The following is a 13,458-nucleotide window of genomic DNA, read 5'->3' on the forward strand; positions in this document are numbered from 1 at the left end:
GGGACCTATACAGTTTTTCCGTGCTCAGAAGGTCGTCAGTTCGCCGTCGATGACGCGCTTCGTAATCGAGGTGACGTTCGCCAACTCGCGGTCGATGATGGCTTCGACCTCGTCTTCGATGTCGCCGACCTCGACCCCGTCTTCGGTGACGAGGCTCGCGTCGGCGACGTGGGGTTTGTCGATGGGTTGGCCGATTTGGCTGAGCAGTCGGATGCGAATCTCGCGGATTCCGGAGACCTCCTCGACGACGGATTCCGCGATGTCCGTCGAGAGGAGGTTGTAAATCTTCCCGATGTGGTTGACGGGGTTCTTTCCGGAGGTGGCTTCCATCGACATCGAACGGTTGGGCGTGATGAGGCCGTTAGCGCGGTTGCCGCGGCCCACGGAGCCGTCGTCGCCCTGTTCAGCGGAGGTACCCGTCGTCGTCAGGTAGATGGAGCCTTCCTCGTAGTCGTCGGCAGTGTTGACGTGGACGTTTACTTCGCGGTCGGTGTACTCCTCGGCGAGGTCGGTGACGAACTCACGGATGCCGCCGACGGCGTCGTCGTAGTCGTCCAGTCCGTCGATGTATCGGTCGACCATCGCGGCGGCGACGGTTACGTCGATCTCGTCGCCCTCGCGCTTGCCCATCACCTTGATGTCCGTGCCGACTTCGGGGTTGTCGACGCTGTACCTGCCGTTGAGTTGTCGTTCGGCCTCGAGGACGATGTTCTCGGTCTCGGTCAGCGGCGCGTGGCCGACGCCGAAGGACGTGTCGTTGGCCATCGGCACCTGTTGGCCCTCCTCGCCGAACACTTCCTGGAGGTCCCCGGAGCCTTCGCCCAACTTCACGTCGACGATGATTTCCGTCCCGAAGTCGACGAGCGGGAAGTGCTTCTCGAAGTACTCTCGGGCGGCACGGAGTGCGATGGTCTCCGTCGGGATTCGCGTCCCCTGATACTCTTTCGTGGCGCGGCCGGTGATTAGGAGATAGATGGGTTCGATGACTTCGCCGCCCTCGAAGGCGGGCGCTGAGGTGCCGGCGACGAGCTGTGTCTCGTCGGTGTTGTAGTGGAGGACTTTGCCGACGCGGTCGATGTAGGCCGACGCAAGCGCCTGTGAGACGTGTTCTGCGATACCGTCACAGATAGAGTCGGGATGTCCCAACCCCTTTCGCTCGACGATTTCGACCTCTTGGTCCTCGACCGCGCGGCCGACGACCGGCTCGACGCGGATGTTTCGCTCGCTCATTACTCGCAGTAGCTCTCCGGCGGTTCTATAACTTACGGAAACCAAATCAAACCGACAAATTACCGCGAAGCATTACACGTCGTCGAGTAGCAAGCCGAGATACGACGTTCGAATCTGGTCTGCGGCGTCGAGACCCAACTCCGACAGCAGGTCCTCCGCACCCTCTCGGGCCGGTTCGACGGTTTCGGCTTCGGTCTCGACTTCGACGTACTCGTCGAGTCCGACCACAGAATCTAGCGTCACGGTGTACTCGCCGTAGGCGAACCGTTCGCGGCGCTTTTCGACTGTCGCGGCGGCCTCGAATCCCAGCGCCTCGACGATTCCGGCCATCGTTTCGCCGTCGGCGACGCCGGTCTCCAGTTCCTCGCGAGTCTTCGAGGCCGCCTCGACGAGCGGTCCCTTGTAGGTGACCCGAGTGTCCGTCTCCTCGTCGTGTATCTCCCGGCGGATGCGGAACGCCTCGTCGGTTTCGGCGAACTCCCGGACCGGGTGGTCGTAGTAGGTATCGACCTGTTCGACCGCCCCCAGCGACTCGGCACCGAGCTCCGAGAGCCGTTCCCGAACTGATTCGTGCTCGGCTCGGACCTTCAACTCGACTTCGTACATGGACTTTCGGTGTCTCGGCGTCGACTAAAGCACCTCGGCTCCGGGCGGACGGGAAACGTGATTGTTAAGGGTGCGACGGCTGACGTAGCGAGTATGAGCGACGAACCCGATGAGGTCGAGGAGACCGACACCGAGGCCGAAGCGGCCGAGGAAGAAGTAACAGACACCGAGACCGAGGAGCAGGACGAAGCGGAAGCCGAAGGGCTGCAGGACGGCGCCTTCATCCGACTGGCCTACACCGCCCGCACCGTCGAAGACGACAACCTCGTCGACACAACCGACGAGGAAGTCGCAGAAGAAGAGGGCGTCGGCGATCAGGGCACCTTCGAACCCCGCGTCATCGTCCTCGGCGAGGGTCACCTCTTCCCGCAGGTCGAAGACGACATCCGCGGCAAGGAAGTCGGCGACGAGGGCAGCGTCGTCGTCCCCGCCGCGGAGGCCTTCGGTGAGTACGACGAAGAGCAGGTCCGCACCGTCTCGGCCGACAAGATCGGTGAGGACGACCGATACCCCGGCGCTCGCATCCAAATCGACGGCGAGCAGGGCGTTCTCGAGACCATCATCGGCGGCCGCGCACGCGTCGACTTCAACCACCCGCTGGCCGGCGAGGACATCGAATACGACTACGAGATTCTCGAAGAGGTCGACGGCGACCTCGAACAGGCCAAGGGCCTGCTCGGCATGTTCCTCGACCTCGACCTCGAGATGTGGGTCGAAACCGACGAGGTCGAAGAGACCCGCGTCGAAGAGCCCGACGACGAAGACGACGAGGACGCCGAACCCGAGACTGTCACCGAGACCGTCGAGAAGCGCACCCTCTACGTCGAGTCGACGCCCCAGCTCTCGATGAACCAGCAGTGGATGATGCAGAAACAGCAAATCGCCCAACAGGTCATCGACCTCACCGACATCGACCGGATTCTCATCCAGGAAATCCTCGACGGCGGCGGCATGGGGATGGGCATGGGCGGTATGATGGGCGGTATGGGCGGCGGCGGTGGCGTCCCCGACGATGTCGACATCGAGGAGGCCCTCGAAGAGGCCGACATCGACGCCGACGAAATCGCCGACGAACTGTAACGGCGGTCCGTTTCAGCGGTTTTTCGAGACGCACAGCACGGACGAACAAAAAAGCGTTTTCCGGCGATTCTACCAGTACGAGTCGGGATTGCTGAGCCACTGTCGGTTTCGCGCACCGACGACGACCATCCCGATGACGGCGACGGCGACCAGCGCAATCGTGGCGATAGCCGCGACGGCGAAGTCACTGGCGAACGTCGAGCGGAGCAGTTCTACGACCGCGCCGACGGCCAACAGCGCGACCAGTGCGGCGAGTGCGAACGACAGCGGTTTCGTCGATTCCATACCCGACACTCCGAGCGCCGGATTATAAAACTCAAGACCTTCCCGCGAGTGGTGCCAGTATGACCACGACCGCCGTCCTCGTCGACCCGCCACGAGCGGGCGAAGTTCTCGACCGACTCGTCGAAACGTCGCCGCTCACGGAGAGCGAGGCGGCCGACCTCTACGCCGCGATGACGAAGGATGTCGTCTCGGCCGTCGACAAAAGCGGCGGGCCGCTGTTGGTGAACTTCCGCTCGGCGGACGCCGAATCCGAAATCCGCGACCTCCTCGACGGCGTCGTCGATTCGGATGCCGACGACGTTCGCTTCGAGGTGCAGGTCGGCGAGACCTTTTCGGGGCGGGCGGGCAACACGGCGACGCACCTCCTCGATACCGAAGACGAGGGCTCGGTCGCCATCACGCGCCCCGAGGCCGCGTTCCTCGCCCGCACCGAAATCGACGGGTCGGCGATGAAACTCCGCAGCAGCGAGGTCGTACTCGGCCCCGCACCGGGCGGCCGAGTGTACTTCGCGGCGTTCAAAGAGACAATCGACTACGCCGACGCCTTCGCCGCGCCGGCCGTCGAGACGCTCACCGACCGCGGACTCGACGCCGGCTACGAGGTCGACTTCCTCGAATCCAAGCCGTTCGTCGAGACAGGTTCGGACCTCGCGGAGACGATTACGACCGTCCGGACCCGCCGGAAGGCCGACCGCATCGTCCCGCGGCATCTCGCGGAGTGGATTGCGGATTCTGACCTCGCGGTCGAAGCCGACGACGACGGCTTGACGCTCGTGCGGTGACCGACAACGCTTAGGGCCGTCCGTCGATAGGACGAAACGCGGTGGGGTGGCAGAGTGGACTATTGCGTCTGCCTTGAGAGCAGATGGCCTCACGGCCTCCTGGGTTCGAATCCCAGCCCCACCGCTCCTGAAACGAACGTGAGTGACGGCGATGGATTCACTGCTACGAAGAGGGCGACCCTACTCGTTGCGCGGACTGGAGGGGTGGTAGTCGGTGTCGTACTCGCCGGGTCGGTCGTCGATTCGCTCGGGGTTGATGCGGCCGCCCAACAGCATGAAGTCCAACACGGTGAGATACAGCATCGCCTCGACGACGGGGACGCCACGCGGCGGGAGGACGGGGTCGTGGCGGCCGATGACCTGTGCGTCGTCGACGATTTCTTCGGTCTCCCAGTCGGCGGTCTGTTGCTCCTTGGGAATCGAGGTCGGTGCGTGTAGCGTCACTTCGCCGTAGATGGGGAGGCCGGTCGTGATGCCACCCTGTAGGCCCCCGTGGTCGTTCTCGACGGGGATGGGGTCGCCCTCCTCGGCGACGACGTCGTCGCGGCCGCCCTCGTAGAAGGTCCACTCGTCGTTTCGGTCCTTGCCGGTGTAGGTCCGGGCCTCCCGACCGAGACCGAACTCGAAGGCCGTCGTCGCGGGGACGGACATCATGGCCTGTCCGAGGCGGGCTTCGAAGGCGTCGAACCGAGGGGCGCCGAGGCCGCGTGGGACGCCGCGGACCTCGAACTCGATGGAGCCGCCGATGGAGTCGCCTTCCTGTTGGTATTCGTCGATGCACTCCCGCATCTGCTCGGCCGTCTCGGGGTGGCCACACCGGACTTCGTTGTCCTCGGAGTGTTCGACCATCTCCTCGAAGGTGATGTCGGGGGCCTCGATGTCGCCGATTTGGTTGACGTGAGCCTTGATTCGCACGTCGTAGTCGGACTGTTCGAGTACCTGCTTTGCGACGGCGCCGGCGGCCACCCAGTTGACGGTTTCGCGTGCCGACGACCGGCCGCCACCGCCCCAGTTGCGCGTGCCGAACTTCGCGGAGTAGGTGAAGTCGCCGTGGGAGGGCCGCGGTGCGGTGATGAAGGGTTCGTACTTCCCGGAGCGGGCGTCTTTGTTCTGGATGACCATGCCGATGGGGGTGCCGGTGGTGTAGCCGTCCTGCGTTCCGGAGTTGACCGTCACCTCGTCGGGTTCCCCGCGGGAGGTGGTAATCTTCGATTGTCCGGGTTTTCTGCGGTCGAGTTCATACTGGATGGCCTCCTCGTCCAACTCGACGCCGGCGGGACAGCCGGAGACGGTGACGCCCATCGCGTCGCCGTGGCTCTCGCCGAACGTGGTCACCTGGAAGAGCCGACCGAAGCGGTTGCCGTTCATTGTCGGACTCTGGGACCGCCGGGGGTTTAGGTTTTGCAATTACGCAACGCACGCTGTGTTCGGCAGGTGGCTGCTCCCCGACCGCCTTCACATCCCGTCGTCCCGGACCGTCATGATGACGCCGCTTGCGAGCATCAGCGCGGCGATGACGACCATTCCGGGGTCGGGGCCCATCATCCCGACGGAACAAAACCGTTCGGCGGTGGTGGAGCCACAGCCCACGGTCGCACGCTGCCGAAACCGCTGGGCTTATACGGCCGTATCGGATACGCTTGGAAGGTTTGCGTATGCCCTACGAAACGGGACTCTCGTACGACGACGTGTTGCTCGTGCCACAGCGGTCATCGGTCGACAGCCGCTCGGAGGTCGACCTCTCGACGGAGTTGGCCGATGGCATCGAACTGCAGGTGCCGATAACGACGGCGGCGATGGACACCGTCACCGAAGCTGAGATGGCCCACGCGGTCGCCGAATTCGGTGGGCTGGGCGTCGTCCATCGGTTCCTCCCAATCGACGAACAGGCCGCGGTGGTTCGGTCGGTGGCCGACGACGGCCACTCCGTCGCCGCCGCGGTCGGCATCGCCGAGGCACACCTCGAACGGGCGCGGGCGTTGGTCGAGGCGAGCGTCTCGATGCTCGTCGTCGACGTCGCTCACGGTCACATGGAACGGACGCTGGAGGCGACGGCCGACCTCGCCGAAGCGTTCCCGGAGACTCCGCTGTGTGCCGGCAACGTCGTCACCCCTGAAGCAGTCTCCGACCTCGCGGCGGCGGGCGCCGACTGCGTGAAGGTCGGCGTCGGCCCCGGGTCACACTGCACCACCCGAGAAGTGACAGGCTTCGGGATGCCGCAGTTCACAGCCGTCGAGCGCTGTGCGGCCGCGGCCGACGAGGCCGGCATCACGACCATCGCCGACGGGGGCATCCGGACTTCCGGCGATGCCGTCAAGGCGCTGTTGGCGGGCGCCGACGCCGTGATGATGGGCGGATTTTTCGCCGGATGTGCGGAAGCGCCGGGCGAAACCGTCGAAATCGACGGCGAGCGGTACAAGCGTTCCCGTGGCATGTCGACGGCGGCGGCCGCCGAGGACCGCGACGACAAGGAGGGCGACGTCGACGCCGACGAGGGCGTCGAGGCTGTCACCGAGTTCGTCGGCCCCGTTGCGCCGCATCTCGAGGAGTTCGTCGCCGGCATCCGGTCGGGCTTTTCGTATGCCGGCGCTCACGACCTCTCGACCGCCCAGGAGAACGCCCAGTTCATGGAAGTCAACGCGACGACGAAGGGGCGAAACGGCGCCCACGGGTTCGCGCGCAAGAAGTGATCCGTCGGAGCTGACTACCGACTGGTGGCAGGGCACACTCCAAACCCTCAATCGACCTGCTCCTCGTACAACCCCTATTCAGTTGTCGTCGGGTTTATGACTGGCCCAACCCAGCCACGGGTATGCGCGATGCCTACGTCGTCGGGGCGGGCCAATCGAAGTACGGCTCCTTTCCCGACGAGAGTTACCGGTCGCTGTTCCAAACTGCTGTCGAGAACACGGTAGACTCCGTCGACCACGGAATCGACACCGCCGAAATAGACGAGGCCTACGTCGGTACCCTCGGCGTCGGGGGCCGCCAACTCGGCCTCCCCGGTCCGGCTGTGACCGAACACGTCGGACTCCACGGCGTGCCCGTCACCCGCGTCGAGAACGCCTGTGCGGCCTCGGGATACGCCGTCCGACAGGCCGTGATGGCGGTTCGGTCGGGGATGGCGGACGTGGCCCTCGCGGGAGGCGTCGAAGTGATGACAGACCTCTCCGGCGACGCCGTCCGCTACTGGCTGGGCGTCTCCGGTGAAACCGAGTGGGAGCGGATGTCGGGGACCACCTTCGCGGGCGTCTACGCCCAGATGGCCTCCGCTCACATGCGAGAACACGGGACGACGAAAGAGCAACTCTCCCACGTCGCGGTGAAGAACCACGCGAACGGCTCGAAGAACCCGAAGGCTCACCTCGGGTTCAGTTGCACGCTCGAAGACGCAGTGAACGCCCCGGATGTCGCCGAACCGCTGAACCTGTATCACTGCTGTCCGACGACCGACGGCGCTGCAACCGCACTCATTGTCAGCGAAGATGTCGTCGACGAGTACACCGACGACCCGGTCCGTGTGGCGGGCGTCGGTGCCGCCTCCGACCGCGTTGGTCTCTTCCAGCGTGACACCTACAACTCGGTGCCGGCCTCGAAGAAGGCCGCCGAATCCGCCTACGAGGAAGCCGATATCGGCCCTGACGACCTCGATTTCGCCGAGGTCCACGACTGCTTCGCCATCGCGGAACTCATGGCCTACGAAGATTTGGGCTTCTGTGAGCGCGGCGAGGCCGGCCCCTACGTCGAATCGGGGGCGACCCGCATCGACGGCGAACTCCCCGTCAACACCTCCGGTGGCCTGAAATCGAAGGGTCATCCCATCGGCGCGACGGGTGCCGGACAGGTCGTCGAGGTGTTCGACCAACTGACCGGACGGGCCGGCGAGCGACAACTCGACGAGCCAGCCGTTGGGTTGGCACACAACGTCGGCGGGTCCGGCGGCGCGGCGGTGGTCCACGTCTTCGAGCGTGAAGACCGGACGGACACGGAGGTGGACGCATGAGCCGCGGCATCCTCGCCGTCGGCGCCTATGCCCCAGAGAACCGAGTGCCAGCCGAGGCCTTCGAGGAGGCGTGGGGCCGCTTCGACGCTCCGGGCGTCGAGACGAAGGCCGTCCCCGACGCCGACGAGGACGCGCTCACGATGGGCGTCCAGGCCGCCCGGCGGGCGCTGTCAGCCGGCGATGTCGCAGGCGAGGCCGTCGACCGACTGACCTTCGCGACGACGACCCCGCCGCTTGAAGAGGAGGACCTCACCGCACGCGTGGGGTCGTACCTGAACGTCCCGGCCGACGCGGTCCGGCGGACCTACGCAGGCAGCACACGCGCGGGCGTCGACGCTCTACTGGAGTCTATCGACGGCGACGGCACGGCACTCCTCGTCGTCGCCGACTGCCCGGAAGGCGAACCGGACGACAGCCGCGAACACGCCGCCGGGGCGGGCGCGGCAGCGTTCCTCGTCGGCGAAGACGCCCCGGCAGTCGTCACCCAACGGGCGAACCACGCCGACGTACGGCCGGGAACGAGATTCCGACAACACGGTAGTGAGAACGTCGAAGGACTCGATATCGGCACCTACGACCGCGCCGCCTTCACCGAGCCAATCGAGGCAGCCGTCGATTCCATCGAAGACGCCGACGCTGAAGCCATCGCGCTGCAGGCCCCCAACGGGAAACTTCCCTACCGGACGAACCTCGACGCCGAGGCCATCGCGGCGGTGGAGACGGTTTCCTCGCTGGGCGACACCGGCGCCGCGAGCGTCCCACTGTCGCTGGCCGAATCCTTCCGGTCGGGCCACGAGCGGACCCTCGGCGTCGCGTGGGGGTCGGGCGCCGGCGCGACGGCGTTCGTCGTCGAGGGAACCCCGTCGGTCGAGGCGTCGCTGGACGGCGACCGGGAACTCGACTATCCGGCGTACCTCCGCCGGCGCGGCGACATCGTCGGCGAGAAACCCGACGGTGGCGCGGCACACGTTCCGGTGCCGACGTGGCGTCGGAGCCTCCCGCAGCGACACCGCCACGAGGCGGGTGTGTGTCCGGAGTGTGGCGCAGTCGCGTTTCCGCCGGACGGCGCCTGCCCCGATTGCCTGTCGCTCGTCGAGTTCGAGCCTGTCGAACCGGAACTGGAGGGCGTCGTCGACGCCGCGACGACTATCGGACAAGGCGGTGCGCCGCCGGAGTTCGCCGAACAGCAGGCCCGACAGGGCGCCTTCGGCGTCGCTATCGTACGATTCGACGCCGAAGGCGGCGAGGTGTCGCTGCCGATGCAGGTCGCCGGCGGTGCATCCGTCGATGACCGCGTCCGCGCGGTTCCGCGACGTGTCTACGTCGAAGAGGGCGTGCCACGCTACGGGCTGAAGGCCATCACGCTGTAATTAGGCGTCGTCCGACGGCGTCCGAGTTGGCGTGCCGGTCAATTCCGGCGTCTCGGTCTCGGGACTGGCGCTCACCGACTGGCTGGCGCTCGAGGACCCACTTCTGTTGCCCGATTGATCGACCCGCACCGACGACGGTTCGCCGTTCTCGAAAGTGAACGTCGCCACGTACTCGATTTCGACGATACACTGCGCCGACGCACCTTCGTCGTCGCCCTCGACGCTCTCGACTTCGACGTACAGTTCGTCGGCGTCGCGGTCGTATTCGCTCGTGACGAGCTCTGCGGTGTATGAGGAATCCCGTCCGTCGAGGACGCCCTCGACGGTGACGACGCCGTCTTCTTTGGTCACCTCGTGGCTGCCGTAGTCGTCGCCGCACTCGACGCGTTCGACCTCGAAAGACTGGTCGACGAGTCGGGGTCCGGTCGGTGTCTCGGTCGGATCATCGCTCTCGTCGTCGTTTTCCGGAGCGGTTCCGGGGCCGCCACCGAGACAGCCGGCGATACCAGTCGTGGTCGCGGCCGCCGCGGCCGCGAGGAGGGAACGTCGTTTCACGGTAGCGGCTACTGGGGAGAATACAAAAACCGTGCCGAAGGTTCAAACGAACGTTTGACTCTCATCGGGGGATTCTTGCACGCCGGCCGACACCCCCCGCTATGCACCCGAGTGCAGCGGAGTTCCGGGCCCGTGCTGCGGACCGTTACGGCTTCGAAGTCGACGTACACGAGTTCCCCGAGGGAACGAAGACGGCGGCCGACGCCGCCGCAGCCATCGGCTGTGGCGTCGCCCAAATAGCCAGCGGAATCGTCCTCTCGGCCGACGGCGACCTCGTCGTGGTCGTCACGAGCGGCGCAAACCGCGTGAGTGAGGCGAAGGTCGCCGACCTCGTCGGCGTCGACGCCGAGAGCGTGTCGATGGGCGACGCCGACGATATCAAATCGACGTTGGGGTGGTCCATCGGTGGTGTGCCGCCGTTCTGCCATGATGCGGATGTCCCCGTCTTCATGGACGAGACGCTCTTGGAGTTCGAGGAGGTGTGGGCCGCCGCCGGAACGCCGCAGGCGGTGTTCCCCATCGACCCCGAGACGCTCCGGGAGCTGGCGGGCGCAACGGTCGCCGATATCGCGGAGTGAGTCGATTAACAAGACAGCGCTGTATTGGCACCAATATTATTAACTAAGGCTGGATAAATAATAACATTTTTAACTGGAGATGGGTAACTGGTGGGTATGAACCCGACGCGACGACAGGTACTCGGCGGAACGGCGGCGGTTGTCGGCGGGAGCCTCGCTGGCTGTCTCGGAAGTCCAGACACCGGCAACGGTCCCGAGGGTGGGGAAGGCGTGTTTACTTCGTTTTTTACGCTAGCCGACTTCGCTCGCCACGTCGTCGGCGACGTGACAGAGGTACAAAACCCCATCCCGCCGGGAGAGATGGGCCACCAGTACGAGGTCGGCTCGCAGGCACAGGTCGACGCCGCTCGGTCTGCCGCGTTCGTCTACCTCGACATCCCGGGGTTTCAGAACTGGGCCCTCGACAGCGCAGAAAACCTCGAGGCGAACCACGAGTCCGTCACCGTCGTCGACGCCCTTGCAGACGTAGAGCTTCGAGAAATCGGGGCTGGTCACGAACACAGTGGTGAGGACCACGAGGACGAACACACCGATGAGCACACCGACGAACACGACGGCGAGCACGAGGACGAACACACCGATGACCACGACGACGAACACGAGGATGAGCACACCGACGAGCACGAGGACGAACACGTCGGTGGTGACTTCGACCCCCACTACTGGACCGACCCAGTCCGGTCGGCCACGAGCGTCCGGACCATCGGTGAGGCGCTGGCTCAGGCCGACCCGGACAACGCCGAGACCTACCGCTCGAACACCGACGCCTACGTCGGGGAACTCGAAACCCTCGACGAGACCTTCGAGTCGGAACTCTCCGAGCGCGCTATCGACACCGTCGTCGTCGCGGGCCACGACTCCTATCAGTATCTCGCCGAACGGTACGGCTTCGAAGTTCACTCACCGGTCGGCGTCTCCCCGAACGCCGAACCCGGGTCGGCGGAAATCAGCGACACCATCGACGTGGTCGACGACAACGGCATCGACGTCATCCTCTATGACACCTTCTCCTCACCACGACTCGCCGAAACCATCGTCAGCGAATCGAACGCCGAGGAAGCGGTCGCCATCTCCTCGGCGGAAGGGACGAAAGGGGAGTGGCTCGACGACGGCTGGGGGTACGTCGAACAGATGAAAGAGCTAAACCTACCGGCATTCAAAGCCGCACTGAAAGCCGAATGACCGACGCCGTCCGCATCGAGAACGTCTCGTTCAGTTACGGGGAGGCCCCCGCCCTGCGAGACGTGTCGCTGACCATCGCGGAAGGCGAATTCCTCGGACTCATCGGCCCGAACGGCTCGGGGAAGACGACGCTGTTGAGCGTCATGTTGGGGCTCGTCGAACCCGACGAGGGCTCCGTCGAGTTGTTCGGCGAGCCCATCGAGTCCTTCGAGGACGGCCACCGAATCGGCTACGTCTCCCAGAAATCGACGGAGAAGGGAACCGCGATGCCCGTCACCGTCGAGGAAGTCGTCGAGATGGGTCGCTATCCACACGTCGGCTCCGGCCGCCTCCGGGAGGAAGACCATCAGGCCGTCGAGGCCGCTATGGCACGGGTGGACATCACCGATCTCGCCGACCGAAAACTGAACACCCTCTCCGGCGGTCAGCGCCAGCGGGCGTTCATCGCCCGCGCGCTCGCCAGCGACGCCGACCTGCTCGCACTCGACGAGCCGACCGTCGGCGTCGACGCCGAGTCACGTGACCGCTTCTACGGCCTGCTCGACGAACTCAACAGTGAGGGTATCACCATCGTCCTCATCGAACACGACATCGGCGTCGTCACCGACCGCGCGAGTCGCATCGCCTGTCTCAACACGGAACTGTACCACCACGGCGACCCCGAGTCCTTCCACGAGAGCGACGCCCTAGAGCGTGCCTACGGCTCGACCGGACAGGTCGTCGGCCACCACCACTGATGGCGGTGCAACGTGCTGCTCGGCGAGGGATCGTCCGGGTCGGTATCGGCGTGACGGCGATTCTGGCCGCCGTTTCGGGGCTGTATCTGCTGGCGACGTTCGCCGAAGCATACGGCCCCGGAACCCTCGGCGGCCTCGGTGCGACGCTCGCGACGACGCTCGTCGATACCGGCCACCTTCTCGGCCTCCTCGTCGGGACCGACCTGCTTCGTTTCCGGTTCGTCTGGAACTCGCTTGCGACCGGCGTCCTCATCGGCATCGTCGCACCGCTGGTCGGCACCTACCTCGTCCACCGCGAGATGGCGCTCATCGGCGAGACACTGGCCCACACGGCGTTCGCCGGGGTGGCATTCGGCCTGTTCTTCGCCGCATCGACGGGCTGGTCGACGCCCATCCTACTTCCAGCGCTTATCGCGGGCATCCTCGGGGCCTTCGCGGTCCAATGGCTGACTGAACACACCGACACCTACGGCGACGTGCCCATCGCCATCATGCTCACGGGGTCGTTCGCCGTCGGCACCATCATCATCTCCATCGGCGGCGGGTTCTCGGGGCTCAACATCGAGAGCTTCCTGTTCGGCAACGTCGGCTTCGTCACGCCGAGCGGTGCGTGGCTGATGGGTGCGCTGTCGGCAGTCGTCGTCGCCGTCATCGCGGCCCGACACAAGCAACTGCTGTTCATCACCTTCGACGAGCAGGCCGCCCGCGTCGCCCAACTCGACGTGGGGCTCCACAACACGCTGTTAGTCGTCCTCACGTCGTTCGTCGTCGTCGGGGCGATGCAGGTACTCGGCATCATCCTCGTCGCGGCGCTTCTGGTCGTCCCGGTCGCGGCGGCCACCCAAATCGCCGCCGACTTCCGCGAATCGATGTATCTCGGTGTGCTGTTCGGCGAACTCTCCGTGTTGGTCGGCCTCTCGGTTGCCTTCCCGCTGAACGCCCCGCCGGGCGGCACCATCGTCGTCGTCGCCATCGGAATCTACGCGCTGTCGGTCGCCGCTTCCACCGGCGAGTTCCGAGCGGTTTCGACGCACTGACAGCGAGCAGCTC

At 65.5% G+C, this 13,458-nt stretch carries 15 protein-coding genes and 1 tRNA gene; 10 read left to right on the forward strand and 6 right to left on the reverse strand.

Annotated features, from left to right (window positions below; all coding sequences use genetic code 11):
• Nucleotides 1–24: 24 nt before the first annotated feature.
• The gene (locus HWX69_RS12205; protein ID WP_178917375.1) at nucleotides 25–1,230 is read right to left on the reverse strand and encodes a methionine adenosyltransferase; all 1,206 of its coding nucleotides are present in this window, start codon (nucleotides 1,228–1,230) and stop codon (nucleotides 25–27) included.
• Nucleotides 1,231–1,302: 72 nt separating this feature from the next.
• Nucleotides 1,303–1,836: a class IV adenylate cyclase gene (gene cyaB / locus HWX69_RS12210; protein WP_178917376.1), complete on the reverse strand. Its 534-nt coding sequence runs from the start codon at nucleotides 1,834–1,836 to the stop codon at nucleotides 1,303–1,305.
• Between the two features lie 93 nt (nucleotides 1,837–1,929).
• Here cyaB and HWX69_RS12215 point away from each other — a divergent pair, with 93 nt between their 5' ends.
• A complete protein-coding gene (locus HWX69_RS12215; protein WP_178917377.1) occupies nucleotides 1,930–2,916 on the forward strand; it encodes an FKBP-type peptidyl-prolyl cis-trans isomerase in 987 nt (328 codons plus the stop codon).
• A 69-nt stretch (nucleotides 2,917–2,985) separates the two neighbouring features.
• Here the strand turns inward: HWX69_RS12215 and HWX69_RS12220 are convergent, their stop codons facing one another.
• The gene (locus HWX69_RS12220; protein WP_178917378.1) at nucleotides 2,986–3,201 is read right to left on the reverse strand and encodes a hypothetical protein; all 216 of its coding nucleotides are present in this window, start codon (nucleotides 3,199–3,201) and stop codon (nucleotides 2,986–2,988) included.
• Nucleotides 3,202–3,260: 59 nt separating this feature from the next.
• On the opposite strand from HWX69_RS12220, the gene HWX69_RS12225 reads away from it, so the two are divergent.
• Nucleotides 3,261–3,983, forward strand: coding sequence for a hypothetical protein (locus HWX69_RS12225; RefSeq protein ID WP_178917379.1), 723 nt, complete (start codon nucleotides 3,261–3,263; stop codon nucleotides 3,981–3,983).
• Nucleotides 3,984–4,023: 40 nt separating this feature from the next.
• Nucleotides 4,024–4,107 (forward strand) — tRNA-Ser (locus tag HWX69_RS12230).
• A 56-nt stretch (nucleotides 4,108–4,163) separates the two neighbouring features.
• Here HWX69_RS12230 and aroC read toward each other — a convergent pair.
• Both aroC and HWX69_RS18285 read right to left on the reverse strand, forming a co-directional pair.
• Nucleotides 4,164–5,351: a chorismate synthase gene (gene aroC, locus HWX69_RS12235; RefSeq protein WP_178917380.1), complete on the reverse strand. Its 1,188-nt coding sequence runs from the start codon at nucleotides 5,349–5,351 to the stop codon at nucleotides 4,164–4,166.
• An 87-nt stretch (nucleotides 5,352–5,438) separates the two neighbouring features.
• Nucleotides 5,439–5,573, reverse strand: a complete 135-nt coding sequence (locus HWX69_RS18285) for a hypothetical protein (protein WP_281361573.1) — start codon at nucleotides 5,571–5,573, stop codon at nucleotides 5,439–5,441.
• Between the two features lie 65 nt (nucleotides 5,574–5,638).
• Here HWX69_RS18285 and HWX69_RS12240 point away from each other — a divergent pair, with 65 nt between their 5' ends.
• The 3 genes from HWX69_RS12240 (at nucleotide 5,639) to HWX69_RS12250 (ending at nucleotide 9,356) form a co-directional block, all read left to right on the forward strand.
• Nucleotides 5,639–6,673, forward strand: a complete 1,035-nt coding sequence (locus HWX69_RS12240) for a guanosine monophosphate reductase (RefSeq protein ID WP_178917381.1) — start codon at nucleotides 5,639–5,641, stop codon at nucleotides 6,671–6,673.
• Nucleotides 6,674–6,795: 122 nt separating this feature from the next.
• Nucleotides 6,796–7,986, forward strand: coding sequence for a thiolase domain-containing protein (locus HWX69_RS12245; RefSeq protein ID WP_178917382.1), 1,191 nt, complete (start codon nucleotides 6,796–6,798; stop codon nucleotides 7,984–7,986).
• Nucleotides 7,983–9,356 carry a zinc ribbon domain-containing protein gene (locus HWX69_RS12250; RefSeq protein ID WP_178917383.1) on the forward strand — a complete coding sequence of 458 codons (1,374 nt, stop codon included), beginning with the start codon at nucleotides 7,983–7,985 and terminating at the stop codon, nucleotides 9,354–9,356. Before HWX69_RS12245 ends, HWX69_RS12250 begins: the two co-directional genes overlap by 4 nt.
• Here the strand turns inward: HWX69_RS12250 and HWX69_RS12255 are convergent, their stop codons facing one another.
• Complete coding sequence (locus tag HWX69_RS12255) at nucleotides 9,357–9,911, reverse strand: hypothetical protein (RefSeq protein WP_178917384.1); 555 nt, start codon at nucleotides 9,909–9,911, stop codon at nucleotides 9,357–9,359.
• Between the two features lie 101 nt (nucleotides 9,912–10,012).
• Here HWX69_RS12255 and HWX69_RS12260 point away from each other — a divergent pair, with 101 nt between their 5' ends.
• From HWX69_RS12260 to HWX69_RS12275, 4 genes are all read left to right on the forward strand, one after another.
• Nucleotides 10,013–10,489, forward strand: a complete 477-nt coding sequence (locus HWX69_RS12260; protein ID WP_178917385.1) for a YbaK/EbsC family protein — start codon at nucleotides 10,013–10,015, stop codon at nucleotides 10,487–10,489.
• A 96-nt stretch (nucleotides 10,490–10,585) separates the two neighbouring features.
• Entirely contained in the window at nucleotides 10,586–11,671 is a 1,086-nt protein-coding gene (locus HWX69_RS12265; RefSeq protein ID WP_178917386.1) for a metal ABC transporter substrate-binding protein, read from the forward strand.
• Nucleotides 11,668–12,408, forward strand: coding sequence for a metal ABC transporter ATP-binding protein (locus tag HWX69_RS12270; protein WP_156708114.1), 741 nt, complete (start codon nucleotides 11,668–11,670; stop codon nucleotides 12,406–12,408). Before HWX69_RS12265 ends, HWX69_RS12270 begins: the two co-directional genes overlap by 4 nt.
• The gene (locus tag HWX69_RS12275; RefSeq protein WP_178917387.1) at nucleotides 12,408–13,445 is read left to right on the forward strand and encodes a metal ABC transporter permease; all 1,038 of its coding nucleotides are present in this window, start codon (nucleotides 12,408–12,410) and stop codon (nucleotides 13,443–13,445) included. The genes HWX69_RS12270 and HWX69_RS12275 overlap by 1 nt, the downstream gene beginning before the upstream one ends.
• Nucleotides 13,446–13,458: the final 13 nt, after the last annotated feature.

It is taken from the genome of Natronomonas gomsonensis, from assembly GCF_013391635.1.
GTDB classification, from domain to species: Archaea; Halobacteriota; Halobacteria; order Halobacteriales; family Haloarculaceae; genus Natronomonas; species Natronomonas gomsonensis_A.

Excerpts from the sequence above, each read along its gene's own strand:
- HWX69_RS12240 (WP_178917381.1), top strand. The coding sequence starts at position 5,639 with ATGCCCTACGAAACGGGACTCTCGTACGACGACGTGTTGCTCGTGCCA.
- HWX69_RS12270 (WP_156708114.1), top strand. The coding sequence starts at position 11,668 with ATGACCGACGCCGTCCGCATCGAGAACGTCTCGTTCAGTTACGGGGAG.
- cyaB (WP_178917376.1), bottom strand. The coding sequence starts at position 1,836 with ATGTACGAAGTCGAGTTGAAGGTCCGAGCCGAGCACGAATCAGTTCGG.
- HWX69_RS12215 (WP_178917377.1), top strand. The coding sequence starts at position 1,930 with ATGAGCGACGAACCCGATGAGGTCGAGGAGACCGACACCGAGGCCGAA.
- HWX69_RS12220 (WP_178917378.1), bottom strand. The coding sequence starts at position 3,201 with ATGGAATCGACGAAACCGCTGTCGTTCGCACTCGCCGCACTGGTCGCG.
- HWX69_RS12245 (WP_178917382.1), top strand. The coding sequence starts at position 6,796 with ATGCGCGATGCCTACGTCGTCGGGGCGGGCCAATCGAAGTACGGCTCC.
- HWX69_RS12205 (WP_178917375.1), bottom strand. The coding sequence starts at position 1,230 with ATGAGCGAGCGAAACATCCGCGTCGAGCCGGTCGTCGGCCGCGCGGTC.
- HWX69_RS12250 (WP_178917383.1), top strand. The coding sequence starts at position 7,983 with ATGAGCCGCGGCATCCTCGCCGTCGGCGCCTATGCCCCAGAGAACCGA.
- HWX69_RS12225 (WP_178917379.1), top strand. The coding sequence starts at position 3,261 with ATGACCACGACCGCCGTCCTCGTCGACCCGCCACGAGCGGGCGAAGTT.
- HWX69_RS12265 (WP_178917386.1), top strand. The coding sequence starts at position 10,586 with ATGAACCCGACGCGACGACAGGTACTCGGCGGAACGGCGGCGGTTGTC.
- aroC (WP_178917380.1), bottom strand. The coding sequence starts at position 5,351 with ATGAACGGCAACCGCTTCGGTCGGCTCTTCCAGGTGACCACGTTCGGC.
- HWX69_RS12275 (WP_178917387.1), top strand. The coding sequence starts at position 12,408 with ATGGCGGTGCAACGTGCTGCTCGGCGAGGGATCGTCCGGGTCGGTATC.
- HWX69_RS12260 (WP_178917385.1), top strand. The coding sequence starts at position 10,013 with ATGCACCCGAGTGCAGCGGAGTTCCGGGCCCGTGCTGCGGACCGTTAC.